This is a genomic window from Cyclobacterium sediminis (assembly GCF_054781075.1).
Genome location: NZ_BAAGVC010000019.1, coordinates 108104 through 125390 on the forward strand (window position 1 = coordinate 108104; position 17287 = coordinate 125390).

Sequence of the window (17287 nt, forward strand, 5' to 3'; positions counted from 1 at the left end):
TAATTATTAAAATGTAATGTTTAAACCCAAAACAAGTGATTTGGCCAAAGGGTAAGTATTTGTTGCGTCAATACCGGGTACCAAAAGGCTGTTGTTCCTTACTCCGGTTTGCGGGTTACCAAAATAATTGTCTTTGGTAAATACATTTTCAGCACTTAAATAAACTCTTAATCCTGATACTGCTCCTTTAAAATTCCCTAAGAAGGACTCGGGAGCATTATAGCCTAAAGAAACATTTCTGATTCTCCAGAAACTACCATCAAACATCCAAAAGGTTGAAGGAGTGGTCAAATTAGAAGTAACAGCAGCCCTTGGCGTGTTTCCATCTCCGGGGTTTTCTGCTGAAACATACCTGTCTCTCCAATAACCTAATACATTTCCTACATGGGAACGACCTGCTCCACCTTGGCTTTCATTAATCAAATTGTTTCCTGATTCTCCATAAGCCATTACACTTAAATCAAAATTTTTGTATTGAATAGTTTGAGATAAGCCCCAGGTAAAATCAGGCTGATTTTTCCCAACGATCTGTTTATCATCATCAGTTATTACACCGTCTTCATTGGTATCTACATATTTTAAGTCACCCACATTTTGTGTTTTTGACTTGGGGCTAGCATTTAACTCTTCTTCACTCATGAAAACTCCGGCTACTGGAATAAGAAAATAACTACCAATTGGAGAGCCTATCTGAGTGATCGTTACAGAAGTTCCCCTTGCAAATCCCGGAATTGAGGCTCCTTCTGGACCTAATTCCAAAACCTTGTTCCTATTAAAAGATAAATTCCCATCAATTCTCCACGAAAAATCACTGGTACTGACTACTCTTGCTCCTAATTCAAATTCCACTCCTTTATTTTCTACTTTACCTATATTTTGCAAAGTGCTACTAAATCCTGAAATGACAGGAATTGGGACGTTGAGGAGTAGATCACGAGTTATACTTCTGTATAAGTCTACACCTAATGTGAATCTGTTTTCGAGAAAGCCCATATCTACACCAATATTCAAAGTGTTGTTTTTTTCCCAGCTTAGCTCAGGGTTACTAAAAGAGGAAGGACTCAAACCTCCCATTAAATTCCCTGTTCCATCACCCAACACGTAATTTGTTTGCGATAGAGTTCCTATATATCCATAGTTGGGGATATTATAATTTCCGGTGGCACCATAACTCGCCCTCAATTTTAAATTATTCAGTGCATTAATGTTATTCATAAAACTTTCTTCCGAGATCCTCCAGCCCATAGATACTGATGGAAACCAACCCCATTTGTTATTGCCTCCAAATCTGGAAGAACCGTCCCTTCTGATACTTGCAGTAACCAGATAGCGATCATTTAAGCTGTAGGTCGCACGTGAAAAATAAGACAAAAGACTGTGTTCACTAGCTGTAGATTGGGCAGCAATTAACTCTGTTCCGGCATTTAACGTTTTGACCAAATCATCCGGAAATCCCCTTACTTCACTAAAAGTATTTTCATTTCGGAATTTCTGAGCGGAAAAACCAGCTATTGCCGTAAAATCATAGTTGTCATTACCGATGGAATAACTCAATAATGTCTCATTCAACAAATTGGTGTTCAATAAAGTAGCAGCTTGTGCGTAGCTCCCATTGTTTCTATTTACATTATTGGTCTTGTAAAAACTATTGCTACCACTCGAGTAATCAGCGGAAGTAGCATTTCTTAAACTTAAATTTTTTATAATTTCTAAATCCACATAAAAGCTTCCGATAGTTCTAAACCGTTTGGTTTTATCATCCGTTTCTTCCAGCCAAACCAATGGATTAACAAGAATATCTGTTCTCGTATATGGCTCTCCACCGGTATTAATTGTTCCCAAATGAGGTTCAACTATCGGGGCTAAAAATTTAGCCCTTGATATAGGCCCTCCCACATTTTCTGCGTCAGCCTCATTTTGGATGGAATAACTTGGACTTATATTTAAACCAATTTTCACTTTCTCATGAATTTTGGTTTCTACATTTACTTTAAATGAATACCGATTATAATCTGTATGCTTTATAACTCCCTCCTGTTGGAAGACATCTGCATAAACACTATAGGTAGTATTTTCAGTACCGCCAGAAATTGATAATTGCGAATTGTGTATGGGGGCAGTTCTTGAAATCAAAGCTTGCCAATCTGTATCCGGAAAACTTTCGGGATTGGAAATCCATTCTGGGTTTATTCTGCTCCCTCCAGGTCTTTCATCATAGGGAACATTAGGGTCTCCTCCATTCAATAAATACGTATTGTTCCTTTCCTCAACAGCAAAATCTATCCACTCATCCCTATTTAATACATCATAAGTTTTTGCAACTTGTTGAAAGCCATATCTGGTTTTAAATGATACAACAGGGGCTCCGGAAGCCCCTCTCTCGGTAGTAATGATTACAACACCATTGGCACCTCTTGATCCATAGATGGCTGATGCAGCAGCATCTTTCAATACTTCTATACTTTCTATATTGCCTACAGCAATATTATTTAAATCCCCTGAAATGGGCACACCATCCACAACATACAATGGTTCTGATCCTGCAGTTATAGAGCCAGTGCCTCTCACTTTTATACTCAATGCTCGGCCTGGTTGACCTGAAACCTCCTGAACCCTCACTCCCGCCAATGCACCTATTAATGCCTGGTCAACCCGAGTTATCGTTCCTGTTCTGTCTTCAAGCTTTTCTCCGGAAAGTTTGGCTACAGCCGTAGTCAGATCCCTGCTTTTCTGGGTTCCGTAACCCACGACCACCACTTCATCCAAAGAGGATTGATCCTCTGACATTGTTATGGTAAGCTTGCTTTGGTTTCCTATTACCACCTTTTGAGGCTCAAAACCGATAAAAGAAATCAATATCTCTGCACCTTCTTCCACATCTAAGCTAAAGTTCCCGTCTATGTCAGTAGCTGTACCTGTATTGGTACCAACGATCAGAACGGTAGCACCAGGTATTGCCTCTCCATTTTCATCCTTCACCGTACCTGTGATAGGTTTTCTTTCTGCTATTTTAGGACTAATGGACTCGAGATCAATACGTTTGATCACATCAATGGTATTGTTTATCTGACGGAAACTCAGTTTTAGCTGTTTGCCTGCAACGATCAGGCTCTCTTCCACAGTTCCTTTCTGTTGATCGAAACGTATAATCTGAGATCTGTCAAGCCTTTGATTATCAAATGCAAACTTAAAAGGAGTTTTTCTTTCTACTTCTTTAAAAAATTGCCCTATACTTAATGAAGGGGCCGATAGCCGAATGGTAACTTCTTCTATGCTTTTATACTGGCCTTTTGCTTGTATAACACTGGTAAAATTTACCACCATCATCTGGAATATTAATCCATACAAGAAGCCTTTGGACAACATCATAATTGTCTTAAGTAATATTTTTTTCATATTTTTAAGGGTTTATTGGATTTTATTCAATATGCAGGGTCTTTAGATGGTCCCATTCCCCAATGTTTTCCATCTTTAGACCTCCCACTGCCGGTTGGATTTATCCAACCGGTTTTATTAAGGTGGTATTCTGAGAATCCTATTTTTAAAATTTGATTGTGACATTTTTTCCTTTTAGTTCATATTCAAAATTCTGTACGTAGGCCATACTCTTCAATACATTGGCAAGGCTTTGCTTATGGTATTCACCCGAAAATTCCCAAGAGGCATTTGTAGAATTTTCAACCTCAATCTTTACCCCATACCAATTTTCCAGTATTGCAACCACCTCTTTAAGATTTGATTTCTCAAATAAAATAGTCCCTTCTTTCCATGATGAAATAGTATGCCTATCAAACTTCCGAATGCTTTTTTCACCGGTAATAGGGTCTCTATGCAATTGTTCTCCCGGACTAAGAAAGAAATCTTCACTTTTGGCAACATTCTCAACCTTAACTTTACCAGTTACCAATGAAATACTAATTTCTGCTTCTCCTTTTTCCTTAATATTGAAGGAAGTACCCAAAGCGGTGGTCACTAATCCCTGTGCAACAACCCTAAAAGGTCTTATGCTATCCTTCTCCACTTCTATAAATGCCTCCCCTTCTAAAAAGACTTTCCGCTCTTTGTTTCCAAATTTTTCAGGAAAGGAAAATTCACTATTACTGTTCAACCAAACCCTTGTACCATCAGATAGGGTTAGCTGTAATTTTTCCCCTGAAACAGTTCTCTTATGATGCATTACCAGATTTTCAACAGGATTATCTACTAGATCCTTGTTAAAAACTCCTGAGATCCATGCCAAGGCAAATCCAATCAAAAGCACAGCTGCTAAGTTAATTACCGACCGGTAATTCTTCTTTTCTCTTGGAGCATCTGCAGGTTTTATGGTTAAAAGCTTTTGTCTAATGTCCTCTTTCATCCCCGTTGGAGCCTTGTATTCAGGATAATTAGTACGCAATAAAATCTCTCGGGCCAGCTTAAGTTCCCTTAAATCATCCGGATTTGCATTCATCCATTTAGACCAATAATCATTCAAATGATCATGTGGATGCTTTACCCAGGCAATAAACTCCGGGTTAGTTAAAAAATCCTCTTTGGTCTTCATCTAATTTATACTGGCTTTATAGGTAAATACAAAGCACCCGCAAAAGAACACCTAAAATTTTTACATTTTTTTGAAATAGCTTAAACTTTAGAAGAAATGGCTTTTAAATTAAACAGCCCTAGTGCCCTATTTAAGCGTCTCTCGTAAAAATCCCAAGGCTTTGTACATTAGGTTTCGAGTAGTTTTGACACTGTCCAATCCCATTATTTCCTGAATTTGGACATAGCTAAAACCTTCATAAAAAAAATAATAAATGATTTCTTTTTTTCTGGGACTAAGTTTGGCAATAGCACTATTTAACTCCTCAATTTTCTCCATACTCATTTGTTGATCAATCAATTGCTGTTCATGAGAAATTGTAAAATCAAAATCCTGACTTGAGTCAAGGCTTTCCCTTCTTTGTTCCCATTTGGAAAACTGACGCTGAAGCTTACGTTTAAGGCATTTGAGTAAATAAAACTTAATATTGTCAGTAGGGCCTATTTTGTGACGTAGGCGCTTGAGATCAAAGAATACTTCCTGAATCCCGTCCTTGGTCTGAGATTCATCCTGAGATAAGCGCATCCCATAATTATACAGACTATCAAAAAATTGTTCATATATCTGAATAAAGGCAGCATCGCTACCTTTTCTGAACTCATCCCATAAAACCCCATGCACTACAATTTTTGTAGCATCTGCTTCTTGAGTTTCAGAAATTTCATTTATAAAAGGATCAAGTTTAAATTGGGGCATTTTTGGGTTTATTATTGCTTAACACCTAAATATAGAGATATTTTAAATAGACACTATCTTAAATTAAAATTATTACATATAAAATAGTACAATTACATTTTAACATAAGCATAAATTCTCCGAAAACCCCTACCAACACAACATTATACTTTTAACTATCCAACACCACTACATAAACTCCTCCCGGTAATTGCGAAGAATAAACAAATACTCCATTATCAACATTTTTTTCAAAACTTTTCCCTTTTAGGTTTAAAAAATAGGGAGCCTTCTTTCCTATTGCCGGCAATCTTAATTCTGCCGTGGAATTGGCTGGGACGGTGATGGTCCATTCTACTCCTTCCGAGGTTCGTTTCCAATGACTTTTTACCATTCCATAGGGAGAGGAATATCCTGATTCTACCCATTCCAAATCGGAAGGAAAAGAAGGGGCAACAATAAACTTTTTGAACCCCGGACTTTCACAAGTTGGACGGATACCTCCCAAACCTTTGTAGAAATAATCCCCTATTGTACCAAACATGATATGGTTCCGAGATTGACTGCCATCCCAGTTTTGGAACATGGTGTTGGCATTCAGTTCATCTACCCAATAGCCCCAGCCCGGAAAGGTTCTTTTATTGGCCATTTCAAACAATACATCCCCCTGATGGTAATCCATTAACACATGAAGAATGGCTTTGGTCCCCACTACACCCGCATCAATATGACCGTCTTTAGCTGCAATGGCCTTTAACAAAGCGGCTAACACCAACTCTTCCTTCTCCTCGGGTACCAAACCTGTAAATAATGGCACGGCTTGAGCGGCTTGTCCTCCATGGTCATATTGGCCGGTTTCGGGATTTAAATAGGCCTGATTAAATGCATCAGCAATGTTTGCTGCCAATGCCTCATAAGTTTTCCTGTCTTGCTCTTCACCCAAAACATCAGCCATCTTAGCCAGTAAATTGCTGAAATAATGAAAAAAAGCAGTGGATAAAAAGGGTCCTTGGGTAAGGTTTTCTAATTGTTTGTGATCATCAATTCCAAAATTTAAAAGGTAATTTTCACCGTGATCCTCTAGATAGTCTACATATCTTTTCATATTTGGATAATACTTGGCCAGCAATAAGCTGTCACCTGAAAATCGGTACATCTGCCAGGCTACTTCTAGAAAGGCCCCTTCCCAATGAGGACCATAGCCTCTTTCCCGATCCAGTCCTTGATTGAAAGTATAGCCCCAACCGCTGGTTGGAATTATGCCGGGAAGATCTCCACTTTCTTGCTGCTCATCCACAAAGTCATCCAACCATTTACTGTATGCCGGCACCATATCAAAATTGTAATTCCCCATCTCTGCTACCAAAAGCGCATCACCGGTCCATCCCATTTTTTCCCGGTGAGGGCAGTCGGTGGGATACCCATGGTAATTGCCCAAAAAAGACCAGCGCATGTTTTCCTGCAATTGGTTAAACATGGCATTTGAGCTTCTGAAATATCCTTTTTCGGACAAGTCTGTATGGACTACATCCGCCTTAATTTCCAATAAATCAATATCCGGTTCACTTAGGGTAAGCTCCAAATATTGGAAACCTTGGTAGGTGAAAACGGGGTGCCAAGACTCCTCTCCCTCACCTTTAAGGTAATACCTGTCTGTTTGGGTATCTCCTGACCAAATAAATCGGCTAAGCTCCTCGACATCCAAAGTACTGTCAGGATAAACTCGTTCACCATATCTGATTTTCACCCTTGAATTGGCCGGTCCTTTTATCCTAAAATTTGCCCATCCGGTGATATTTTGCCCTAAATCATACATCAGGGTACTGTCGTTGATTGACCAGTGATTCTTTGGTTCAAGGGATTGAATAACCCTTATCGGAGGCATAACCTGTGCTACCATTTTTCCCTTTGGCCCGCTTACTGAATGGGCTGTTTTCCAATTATGCGCTTCAAAACCCGGCATGGTCCAATCCTTCATTTCTTTTCCGGCATCATAAGTCTCCCCATTGTGCACACTATCAAAAAGGATTGGCCCTTCCAAGGTGAATTTCCAACTGTCATTGGTGTAAATCCAATGCTCGTTCCCCTCAGCATCTACGATCTTCAATTGCGCCCTTAGGACAGGTACGTCGCGCCAAGGAGCCTGATCGAAATCCCAGGCTTCCCTTGTATGCTGATTATACCAGCCATTCCCCAATACAACCCCTATGGCATTGTCTCCATGCTTTAGTAATTCAGTAACATCGTGAACTACATATTTTGCACTTTTATCATAGCGGGTCATGGCAGGATCCAGCACATGATCTCCTACCTTAGCGCCATTAATAAAGGCTTCATGGTAGCCTAGACCTGAAATATAAAGTCTTGCAGATTGAATAGGCTTGTTTACCGAAAAGTCTTTTCTGAAATAAGGGGCTGCTGTCAACTCAGGCTTACTGTTACTTTCTTCTGTAGCAACTATCCATGAAGCCTTCCAATCCTTAGGGTTGGTCAGCCCCATCTCAAACCAGGTGGGTTCACTTTCATGAACCAGTCCCTTTTCATCTTCAAGGATGACTTTCCAGTAGGCTCTTTTTCCGGAGTTAAGGGCCTTTCCGGTATAAGGAATGCCTAGCGATTGAGCAGAGAAAATCACTCCTGAATCCCAAAGATCTGCTTTTCCCAGATCTAAATCCCCCGGACTTGAGGCCACCAAAATCCGGTAATTTTGTTGGAAAAAACCCGGTGAAACCTCTTTCATTTGCCAACTAAATACTGGGTTTTCTTCTAGGCCCAGGGGCTTTTTAAGGTGTTTGGTTTTAAGCTCACAAACTTTGTAGGCTACTGTTGAGTTACAGGCTAATACCAAGCCTAACAATAAACAAGATGTTATTTGAAAAATCCGATTCATAAATTATTTTTTGTTGAGGTGGTATACCTTTCTTCACCGAGGATAGGGTGAAAAGGTAAGAATTTTTTAAACCACCCCAATTTTTTATCCGGCATTTTGATATTTGTTCGGCCGTGGAAATTGCCTAAGTTCAGGAAAATCCAATGTATTTTAAATATATACTGCAAGGAGATACACCCACTGAATTACTACGGCTTCGTAGCACACCTTGCGCTAGTATATAGAAGTTGGCGGTTACAAAATATGGCTGAAAGCTGCTCAATCCAGTGGCATTTATTCAATTAAAATATTGGTTAAAGCTCAATTGAAAAATGGCTCGATAGACCATTTGATGACCACAAAAACCTCCTAAAAATGTAATACAAGCGTTTTTTTCTAATTTAACATCACTGACTCAAAACCCAACTTATTCCATCTAACATTTAATTAGGACAGAATTCAGTTTTAATTTGTTTATATTACTTTTAATTTGTTATTTAATAACCATTTTAAAATAAACTAGCAAGACATTCTATATTACCACCTATTTATGCATCTATTCAATACCAACTAACGAACATCAGATTGCCATTAGAAAAAGATGAACTATTTGAAATACTTATTGATCCTATTTTAAGGATATGCTTAATCGAAAAACGCATAAGTCATGGGATCTTCCAAGTACTGATGTAAGCCCTAGCTTGCTATCCAATAGTGATTTTTTTTGAGAAGACCATGTATAAAAGTCTGCTCATTTAAATGTTTAAAAATCAATTGAGACAATTATGAAGTGGAAATGTGCTAAGGCATCCTTTATTTTATTTGCTAATTGGCCACCATTATTTTTCCAATACACCAAAACCGGACAGACCAACCAAAAAGACCTTAGCTCCTTTCCGGCTGGGGTTTGGGAAAGAAAACACATGATTCTTCCGGGTAGCAAAGAAATTGTGTTGAACGCCGATTCAATAATTAAATTCTTTAAGGATTTTTTGATAGGATTAGAAAGGCTTATTGGAGAAGCAATTTTTGAAACTACCATATTTGGCAAAGCTGCAATTACACTACAAACGCCCCTTGGGGATAAGTGGCTATTTGACAATGATTCCCAAAAGGGGAATAGATTTACTGCGAATTTTGATTTGAAAGAAGATTTAGATAAAGTTTTTATAGCGACGACCAAATTCAACGCAATTTCCTTGAGGGATGAAAATCGCAATTTCTATTATAAATGAACTAAATATTTGTAAAAATAAGCCTATGTAAAATTCAAGTTAAAACAAAAAAGCTGCTCCGGTTGCACCCGAAGCAGCGCTGCCTTATAAAAGGCATAGATTCAGTCATTTTCCATTAAATAAACCCAATCTAAAACTATGAAATATTACTTATCTAGGATGCGTCGTGTCCTATTAGAAAATCATGGACTTCATCCTATGAATTGTCAATCACTGGCAATTTCTTTTAAAACGCTTGGAGTCGGCTTTTTAGTATTTCTATTAATGATTACTACTACAGCTACTAAGGCCAGCGATCAATTACCGGATCTTGAGGATGTCGTTGTCAGTATAGAACTCAAAGGTGAATCCCTGTTGAGTGCCTTTAAAAAGATAAACGAAAGCTCTCCTTATAAGTTCTCCTATAAGTTGGATCAAATCAAAAAGCATCAAAATCTAACGTTAAGTAAGTCAGAGAGAACACTCAAAACTACGCTGGATCTACTTCTGGCAAACACCGATTTACAGTATGTAAAAAATGAAAAAAATATTGTAATTACCGCAAGGGAGAATCAAGCTCAAAAAGCACAGGTATCCAACTCCACTCCTGCCCTTAGATTTATTACTATAAGCGGAAAGGTCACTACTGAAACTGACCCAGAGGGTATCCCCGGAGTAAATGTACGTGTTGTCGGTACTCAAAATGGTACTGTCACGGATATAGAGGGACGTTATGAGATAAATGTTGCCGATGGGAATGCCATATTGGACTTTTCTTTTATCGGATTCGAATCAGTCCGTGAGACGGTAGGCAATAGGACCGTCATCAATGTCACCCTTACTGAAGATATCAGTGGCCTTGATGAAGTGGTGGTGATTGGCTACGGTACGCAAAGGAGAAGTGATCTTACAGGGTCCGTTGCCAGTGTATCAACAAAAGAACTCGTAGACAGGCCGGTTGTTAATATTGGCCAAGCATTGCAAAACAAGGTCTCAGGTGTTCAGGTAGTAAAACAAGGGGCCGGGTATCCGGGTTCTAATCCTATCATTCGTATCAGAGGTACAAACTCGATTAATTCGAACAGTGACCCACTATTTGTTGTCGATGGGATTATTGGAGTAAGTAATGCTTTGAGAAACATTAATCCACAGGATATTTTATCAATGGATATCCTGAAAGACGCATCAGCTACTGCTATCTACGGTACCCGAGGAGCAAATGGCGTGATCATCATCACCACCAAACGAGGGGAGGTTGGCGAAGTAAAAGTAAATTACAATGGCTCTGCAACTTTAGGGACAATGCAGCGCCACAACCATACGGTTACTGCAGACCAATTTTTCTACCTCTATGAGCAAGCCTTTACCAATACTCCAAAATATGGTACCCTTGATAAATCTAAGGATTTCAGAGGAGGAAAGGGCACAGGAGCTTCCTGGTCAGAAATGCCACATTTATTTGAACAAGTTCAACAAGGAGAGTATTTTATGGACCTGGTTGGGAATGATGGAAATTATTACAAACCCAGGTATTATTCAAACTGGGAGGACATTGCTTTTGATAACTCCTTTTCACAAGATCATTATATTGATGTGAGTGGTGGAACTGCAACTGCAAAATACTCATTTGCTTTGGGGCATACGGATCAGGATGGCCTTTTGATGCAATCTTATTACAGGCGTACCAATGCACGATTTACAACAGATATTGAATTGAATAAATGGTTGGGCGTAAGCACCAATATTTTGTATTCCAGGGCAAAAAACACCAGGGGCGATGATCAGCTTCGTACGGTTTCCGAGACCTGGCCAATCTTGCCCACCAAATATCCGGATGATCCTGAATTTGGTATCTATGCAGGTACCTGGAGTACCGGTAGAGATTTTCCGGTTGGAGAAAATTGGAGAAATATTGTGTACACAACTGATCAGAGAGAAGGATACTATCTTAACCAGCAGTTGACTGGAGGCATAGTACTAAACGCTCAAATTACTGACAACTTAAGCTTTAAATCTAATTTTGCCATAGATAACAGAAGTGAGGATAGTAGATGGTTTAATGGAGATTTTCAGGGAACGAGGAGTTCAGATGCCAGAGGCAGCAACCAAAGGTGGTTTTACTGGCAAAATGAAAACTATTTCAATTATGATAAAATAATTGACAAGCATTCATTTTCCGGTGTACTCGGCCTTTCCTGGCAGGAAACTCAAATGGATTGGGTTGAAGCGCGAGCTTCCAATTTCCCATCAAACTTTTATGGTTTTAACAATTTAAATGCTGGTGCCAATACACCTCAAGTGTATTCATCAAATCAAAGAAGTGCTCTTAATTCATACTTTGCACGGGTCAACTATGCTTTTGATAACAAATACATGTTGACAGCAACCGGGCGTATGGATGGTTCTTCAAAGTTTGGCCCCAATAATAAATATACATTCTTTCCATCAATTGGATTGGGTTGGACCATTTCCAATGAAGAGTTTTTGAAAGATAACAGGGTAATCTCTAACCTTAAGGTTCGGGCCAGTGCTGGTGAGACAGGTAATCAGGAGATCGGAAGTTTTGTAACCCAAAGGTATATCAACACGACGAATGTGATGTTTGGGGATGGCTTAAGATCAGGTTTCTATCCGGGATCTACAGGTAATCCGGACTTAAAATGGGAAACTACTTTTCAATGGGACATTGGAATAGACCTTAGCCTGTTCAATGACAGGTTCAATATCGTTGCTGACTACTACCATAAAACAACTAGGGACATGTTGTTTAATCTTCCATTGCCACAATCAAGTGCACCCGGAAGTGCTTTTGTAAACTTGGGAGAAGTAGAAAACAAGGGAGTAGAAATTGGATTGGCAACTACCAATATTCAAAGGCCAAACTTCACATGGGGCTCCCGCTTGACGGTGTCTGCCAATCGGAATAAGATTTTGAAATTAGGGCCTAATAACGCCGACGTTTTTGTTGATACCGGTGCAGGAAATGCTACTTCAGTTTATAGAGTTGGAGAACCAATAGGTTCCTTCTTTGGGCTTAACCGTATGGGTGTATACAGCACACAAGAAGCTGCTTTGGCTGCACGCTATGGCAGGGTACCTGGTGACCTGAAGTTTGAAGACGTAAATCAGGACGGGAAAATCGAATTAATTTCCGATGGTAATATTATTGGAAATTCCTATCCTAGAGTGTATGGTGGGTTTATCAACTCATTCACTTATGGGAATTTTGATGCGAACATTACGATACAGTTTGTCGGTGGAGTAGACAAAGCCATTGTACATGAGTCTGCTGAAGACCGCCAATTTGTGTCAGGTATGGTAAACAGGGTTCTAGACGCCTGGCGTCCCGACCATCAGGAGGGAACAATAGTAGCTCAGGTTAGAGCGGGTAATGCCGGTGCGCGTTACGATTCCTTTACTGATACCCACGAAATTTATAATGCAGCATTTATCAGAGGACAAGCAGCTTCGATAGGCTACACATTTTCTGAATTAGTAGGTATTAGCAATTTGAGGGTTTACTACTCTATGGAAAACTTCTTCCTGTTAACGGCAATAGAGATGGAAGGGTATGATCCTGAAGGTAGTTCGCTGGATAAAGGGCGATCTAATGTTCAGAATATTGATAAATATCAATATCCTAATCCTACAAATTTCATTTTAGGAGTTAATGTTAATTTCTAATCTAAAAAGAGCTAATAATATGAAATACAATAATATTAAAATCGTGATAAGACCCGCAATTTTCTTATTGGCATGCTTTATTACCCTAAGTAGTTGCGAGGAATTTTTGGAGGAAGTACCGACTAATCAGCTTACCGCTCAAGGAGATTTGACGGCTAGAGAATTCGGAGAACCTTTGGCCATTGGTGCATACAGAATGCTTTCCTCCTGGACAGGCGGTGCCAGAGATTGGGGTAATATTTTGCCCAACACCTTAGAATTCCCTACAGGCGGGGCATTTACAAGTGAGCCCCATGCCCAGTTTGATAAATATGCTACCAATCAAGTTACAGGTAACTTATTAGATAATTTCAATAATCAATGGGCCAATTGGTATGCCGGTGTTCAGGATGCCAACCTCGCCCTGGATTTGCTCCCTTCTGTGGACCTACCGCAAGCCTTATTGGCTCAATACCAGGGAGAAGTTCGTGCCTTACGAGCATTTTATTATTTCAATATCGTTCGGTACTGGGGCGATGCAGTGATGATCACCGCACCGCTTGACAATGTAAATGAAGCAGCATTACCTCGAACCAGTCTCAAGCAGATATACGATGAGGTAATTATTCCTGATCTTGAATTTGCACTCAATGCGGTACCTGCCGGTAAATCAAGCAATGGACGTGTAACACAGGATGTCGTCAGAGCTATTTTAGCCGATGTATACCTTACAGTTTCCGGATATCCATACCAGGAGGTAGAGACTGATCCTAGTAAGGATTGGTGCGGAGAAGGATCTTGGGCCATGCAGGAGTACCCCGTGAGCGGTGGTAGTGCGACGGCATTTTTGCAAAAAGCGAAAACCCAGCTTGATGCCCTATACGGTAATTATGTCCTGGGCACTTATGATGATTTGCATGACCCATCTATGAATAATCAGGGAGAGGCCATATTCCAGGTACAGTATTCCACCCAACCAGGTTATAACAATGGCATTTTGCAACCTTCTTTACCATTATTGACTAAAATTTCGAAATCTGATGAGAACGGTTCATTTGTTCCGGCTCAGCATTATTATGATTCGTATGCTGCCAATGATGAACGAGCTATGGAGAGAAGTATGTTTTTCACCTGGGATACCAATATCGATGATGTTACCGACACCATCCGGTTTGCCCCTCACTTGTTCAAATACTATGATGCAGCAGCAGTAAAGTCAGTGAATGGGTCCGGGCTGAACTGGTCACATTATAGGTATGCGGATATTTTATTAATGCTTACAGAAGTCAACTGGGCATTGGGTGAGAGTCCTGCAGAAATAGAAAAAGGGATAAATGAAGTAAGGCTAAGGGCCGGTTTAGCTCCTCTAAATGGCGCGACAATTACCTTGAAAGAAATACTCAGTGAACGGGCCTGGGAGTTGGTATTTGAAAACAAAATGCTTTGGGATCAGCGTCGTACAAGAAGATGTATTGTGTATGGAGATAATGAAATATCAAGCATTGACAACTTCATTGGTCATCAAGCAAGAATATTCAACTTTGCTTTTACTCCTCAGCATCTATTATCTCCAATACCGGGAGATGAAATGAACAACAATGGAGTTATTCAGCAGAATTTTGGGTATTTGCCAACGCAAACAAATTAGTCTTGAGGAGTTCATGTAATCAAAAAGTTGAATAAATATGAAAACTAAAAATATATTATCAATATCATTCATTGTGTCATTTGTACTAATGATGGGTTGTACTGAGCAACCCTACTTTGACATCCCTTATGATGAAAATGGGGAGGTAATCTTTACTGATATTTCTGAAGTCACATCAGATGGCCTGACGGCATCAGATCCTGACTTCACAGTAAATGCCTACTTTCCAAATGCCAAACCGGGAGATGTGATGAAAGCAGAAGTATTAAAAAACCAGGTGCCATCATGGGATCCTGAAGGGGCTTTACAGTTATTGCCTTTAGAAGGATCTTTGAAAGAGGTGACAGTTGGCGGTGATTTCACCACTTCCGTCACCTATACAAAGGAGGAAGCTGGTTTGAATAATGTAGGCGATGTGGTTACAATAGTGTTTTCAGGAGATACCGATTCAGGGATCATCTCGATCACGCTTGAACCATAGTTCAATACAAGAATTTATGTTTTATTGAACTGCCTTCACCCTTAGAAAAATAGGGCTTATTGATCAGCGCAATATTGATGGTGAATAGATCGTCATGAGAGGCAAAGGCTGATAACACTAGGTGACTTACCAATGAGATCCTGCCATATTTTGGCAGGATTTCTTTTTTTTTTCATAATGGTCCTGCCCTGAAGTGAAGTAACTCAGGGGGAAAAGAAATAAACGCTTTACTTTCCGTAAAATGTATAATTTTTACAAGCAGTTCAATGTAATAAAGCATTTCTGTTTCTACTATACCAAGTAATTGATTATGACCATTTTTACTTTTTTGCTATAGGTCAAAAAAGTAAGCAACCTGTCCTGAAGCAGAGCTAGTCAGGGAAAACCCCACCGCTAAGTATCTTTTCGACTAAAATTTAAGGCCTCCCGCACACAGGCAAACTCCTCGTTTTTGGTGTTAATATTGCCGTTGCTTTTTAAATGTTAACTAAACCAAAAACTTCGTCAAACAGTGCCTGTGCCCTTGCCTTCTCAACTTAAATTTCTTAACGCCGAAAATCTACAAGGCGGAAATTGATTAATGATGGGCGATTTTTAACGTACTCGACAAACTGAGGGCGGGGGGCCGGGCCAAAACTACGAGGCGGGGTTGGGCCTTGCGGACGGGAGTTTAGTTTTGGCTAGATTTTTCTTTGGTTCGTTTCTTTTCATCAATGCCTGTCCTGATGCGTAGCAAGTCAGGAGAAAAGAAATGAACGGAAAACCTCTGCTTTCAGGGATAAAATCACTTTAGAAAGCCAAACTCACCAGACAGCGCTGAACCAGTGACAGTTCTATTAATTCTTGTACTTTACAATTAGTAAAGATTTGAAATTTCCAAGTGATTATTGTTAAATTACAAACCAGTATTTACTACACCAAGACATTCACTAAAACAACTGTCACTTTTTTGCTGCAGGCCTGCCCTGATGCGTAGCGGTCAGGGCCCAAAAAGTAAACAACCTGTCCTGATGCGTAGCAAGTCAGGAGAAAACCCCACCGCTGTGTATTTTTTCAGCTAAAATTTAAAGTCACACACCCAGCCAAACGTCTTGTTCTTGGTTTTAATGTTTGCCTTATTTACTTAATGTTAATTAAACCTAAAACTTCGTCAAATCGGTACACTTCGACAAGCTCAGTGACCGGAAAACGTCATTCCGTGACTTGACATTTTAAAAACGTAGCAATTAAGAAGACAGTATTAAGCCTTATCTATAAGATTCAGTGACGAATTGATCAATATTTCTATAGATTCTTAGCTACTAGGCTTAATTGCTAGCTAAAAACTCCCTTGCAGTAAATACAGGAATTTTCGAATTTTTAAAGTCTTTTTTGTTACGGGTAATAATAATATCAACGTTGTTTTCAATGGCAGAATAATATTGTAATCCGTCCTCAAAATCTAGGAAATCTTCATCACTCAAAGCCAATTCCGTAATTTTGTCATCTAAACTTAACAATTCAACAAGCACTTTAAACCTCCTTAATATTTCTCTCGCCTCCTTTGCGGATTTAAGTTTTGAAAGTATATAGTTAGTGTTTGCAAATGTCAAAGAGGAGATTGTCAGTTCCAATTCTTTTTTGTCTGCACGAGAAAACAAATCAGCAGCTTCATCATAGAAATTTTCTCTTTTAGAAAGTAAATCCATTACGATGTTTGTATCTATCAGCAATCTGCTCATTTATATTTTTCTATTAAATAGTCAGTATAAGCATCTTTTACATCAACCTCTTTATCCAGGGAAATCACACCACTTAAACTTTCAACTAGAGGAGTTATGTCCGTTGAATTTCTTTTACTTTTGGTGAGTGTCGCCAAATAGGATTCGATAAGTTTTGATAAACTAATATTATTGGTTTTGGCATAATTTTTCGCACTTTCTATAATTGTTTGATCTAGACTTAAGGTTAATTTTTTATCCATAACATTTATTTTACGTACAAATTTAATAATATGTTACGTATAGTCAATAGTATTTAAATCATATTGCTTATGGCCAAGCTTTTGATTAGGGTCGAAAAGGCTTTCAAACTACCTATGGTACAAATTTTTGTACAGGACCGGATGTTTGAAAAGCGGTTATTTTATTACTTTTTCTTCGGTTATTCCTTTTCT

General features: G+C 39.2%; 10 protein-coding genes. 4 read left to right on the forward strand and 6 right to left on the reverse strand.

Annotated elements, in window-relative coordinates:
* Positions 1-6: 6 nt before the first annotated feature.
* From ACYVHJ_RS17120 to ACYVHJ_RS17135, 4 genes are all read right to left on the reverse strand, one after another.
* Complete coding sequence (locus ACYVHJ_RS17120) at positions 7-3396, reverse strand: SusC/RagA family TonB-linked outer membrane protein (protein WP_460517140.1); 3390 nt, start codon at positions 3394-3396, stop codon at positions 7-9.
* Between the two features lie 145 nt (positions 3397-3541).
* On the reverse strand, positions 3542-4543 hold the full coding sequence (locus ACYVHJ_RS17125) for a FecR family protein (protein ID WP_460517143.1): 1002 nt from the start codon (positions 4541-4543) through the stop codon (positions 3542-3544).
* Between the two features lie 126 nt (positions 4544-4669).
* Entirely contained in the window at positions 4670-5278 is a 609-nt protein-coding gene (locus ACYVHJ_RS17130; protein ID WP_460517146.1) for an RNA polymerase sigma factor, read from the reverse strand.
* Positions 5279-5429: 151 nt separating this feature from the next.
* Positions 5430-8147 (reverse strand): family 78 glycoside hydrolase catalytic domain, encoded by a 2718-nt coding sequence (locus tag ACYVHJ_RS17135; RefSeq protein WP_460517149.1) that lies wholly within the window; start codon positions 8145-8147, stop codon positions 5430-5432.
* Between the two features lie 764 nt (positions 8148-8911).
* Between ACYVHJ_RS17135 and ACYVHJ_RS17140 the strand changes: the two genes are divergently transcribed.
* The 4 genes from ACYVHJ_RS17140 (at position 8912) to ACYVHJ_RS17155 (ending at position 15132) form a co-directional block, all read left to right on the forward strand.
* On the forward strand, positions 8912-9361 hold the full coding sequence (locus ACYVHJ_RS17140; protein WP_460517152.1) for a hypothetical protein: 450 nt from the start codon (positions 8912-8914) through the stop codon (positions 9359-9361).
* Between the two features lie 138 nt (positions 9362-9499).
* A complete protein-coding gene (locus ACYVHJ_RS17145; RefSeq protein ID WP_460517155.1) occupies positions 9500-13024 on the forward strand; it encodes a SusC/RagA family TonB-linked outer membrane protein in 3525 nt (1174 codons plus the stop codon).
* Between the two features lie 19 nt (positions 13025-13043).
* Complete coding sequence (locus ACYVHJ_RS17150; RefSeq protein WP_460517158.1) at positions 13044-14651, forward strand: RagB/SusD family nutrient uptake outer membrane protein; 1608 nt, start codon at positions 13044-13046, stop codon at positions 14649-14651.
* A gap of 37 nt (positions 14652-14688) precedes the next feature.
* The gene (locus tag ACYVHJ_RS17155; RefSeq protein WP_460517161.1) at positions 14689-15132 is read left to right on the forward strand and encodes a hypothetical protein; all 444 of its coding nucleotides are present in this window, start codon (positions 14689-14691) and stop codon (positions 15130-15132) included.
* Between the two features lie 1307 nt (positions 15133-16439).
* On the opposite strand, the gene ACYVHJ_RS17160 is transcribed toward ACYVHJ_RS17155, so the two are convergent.
* Both ACYVHJ_RS17160 and ACYVHJ_RS17165 read right to left on the reverse strand, forming a co-directional pair.
* Positions 16440-16853 (reverse strand): type II toxin-antitoxin system VapC family toxin, encoded by a 414-nt coding sequence (locus ACYVHJ_RS17160; RefSeq protein WP_460517164.1) that lies wholly within the window; start codon positions 16851-16853, stop codon positions 16440-16442.
* On the reverse strand, positions 16850-17095 hold the full coding sequence (locus ACYVHJ_RS17165; protein ID WP_460517167.1) for a DUF6364 family protein: 246 nt from the start codon (positions 17093-17095) through the stop codon (positions 16850-16852). The genes ACYVHJ_RS17160 and ACYVHJ_RS17165 overlap by 4 nt, the downstream gene beginning before the upstream one ends.
* Between the last annotated feature and the right edge of the window lie 192 nt (positions 17096-17287).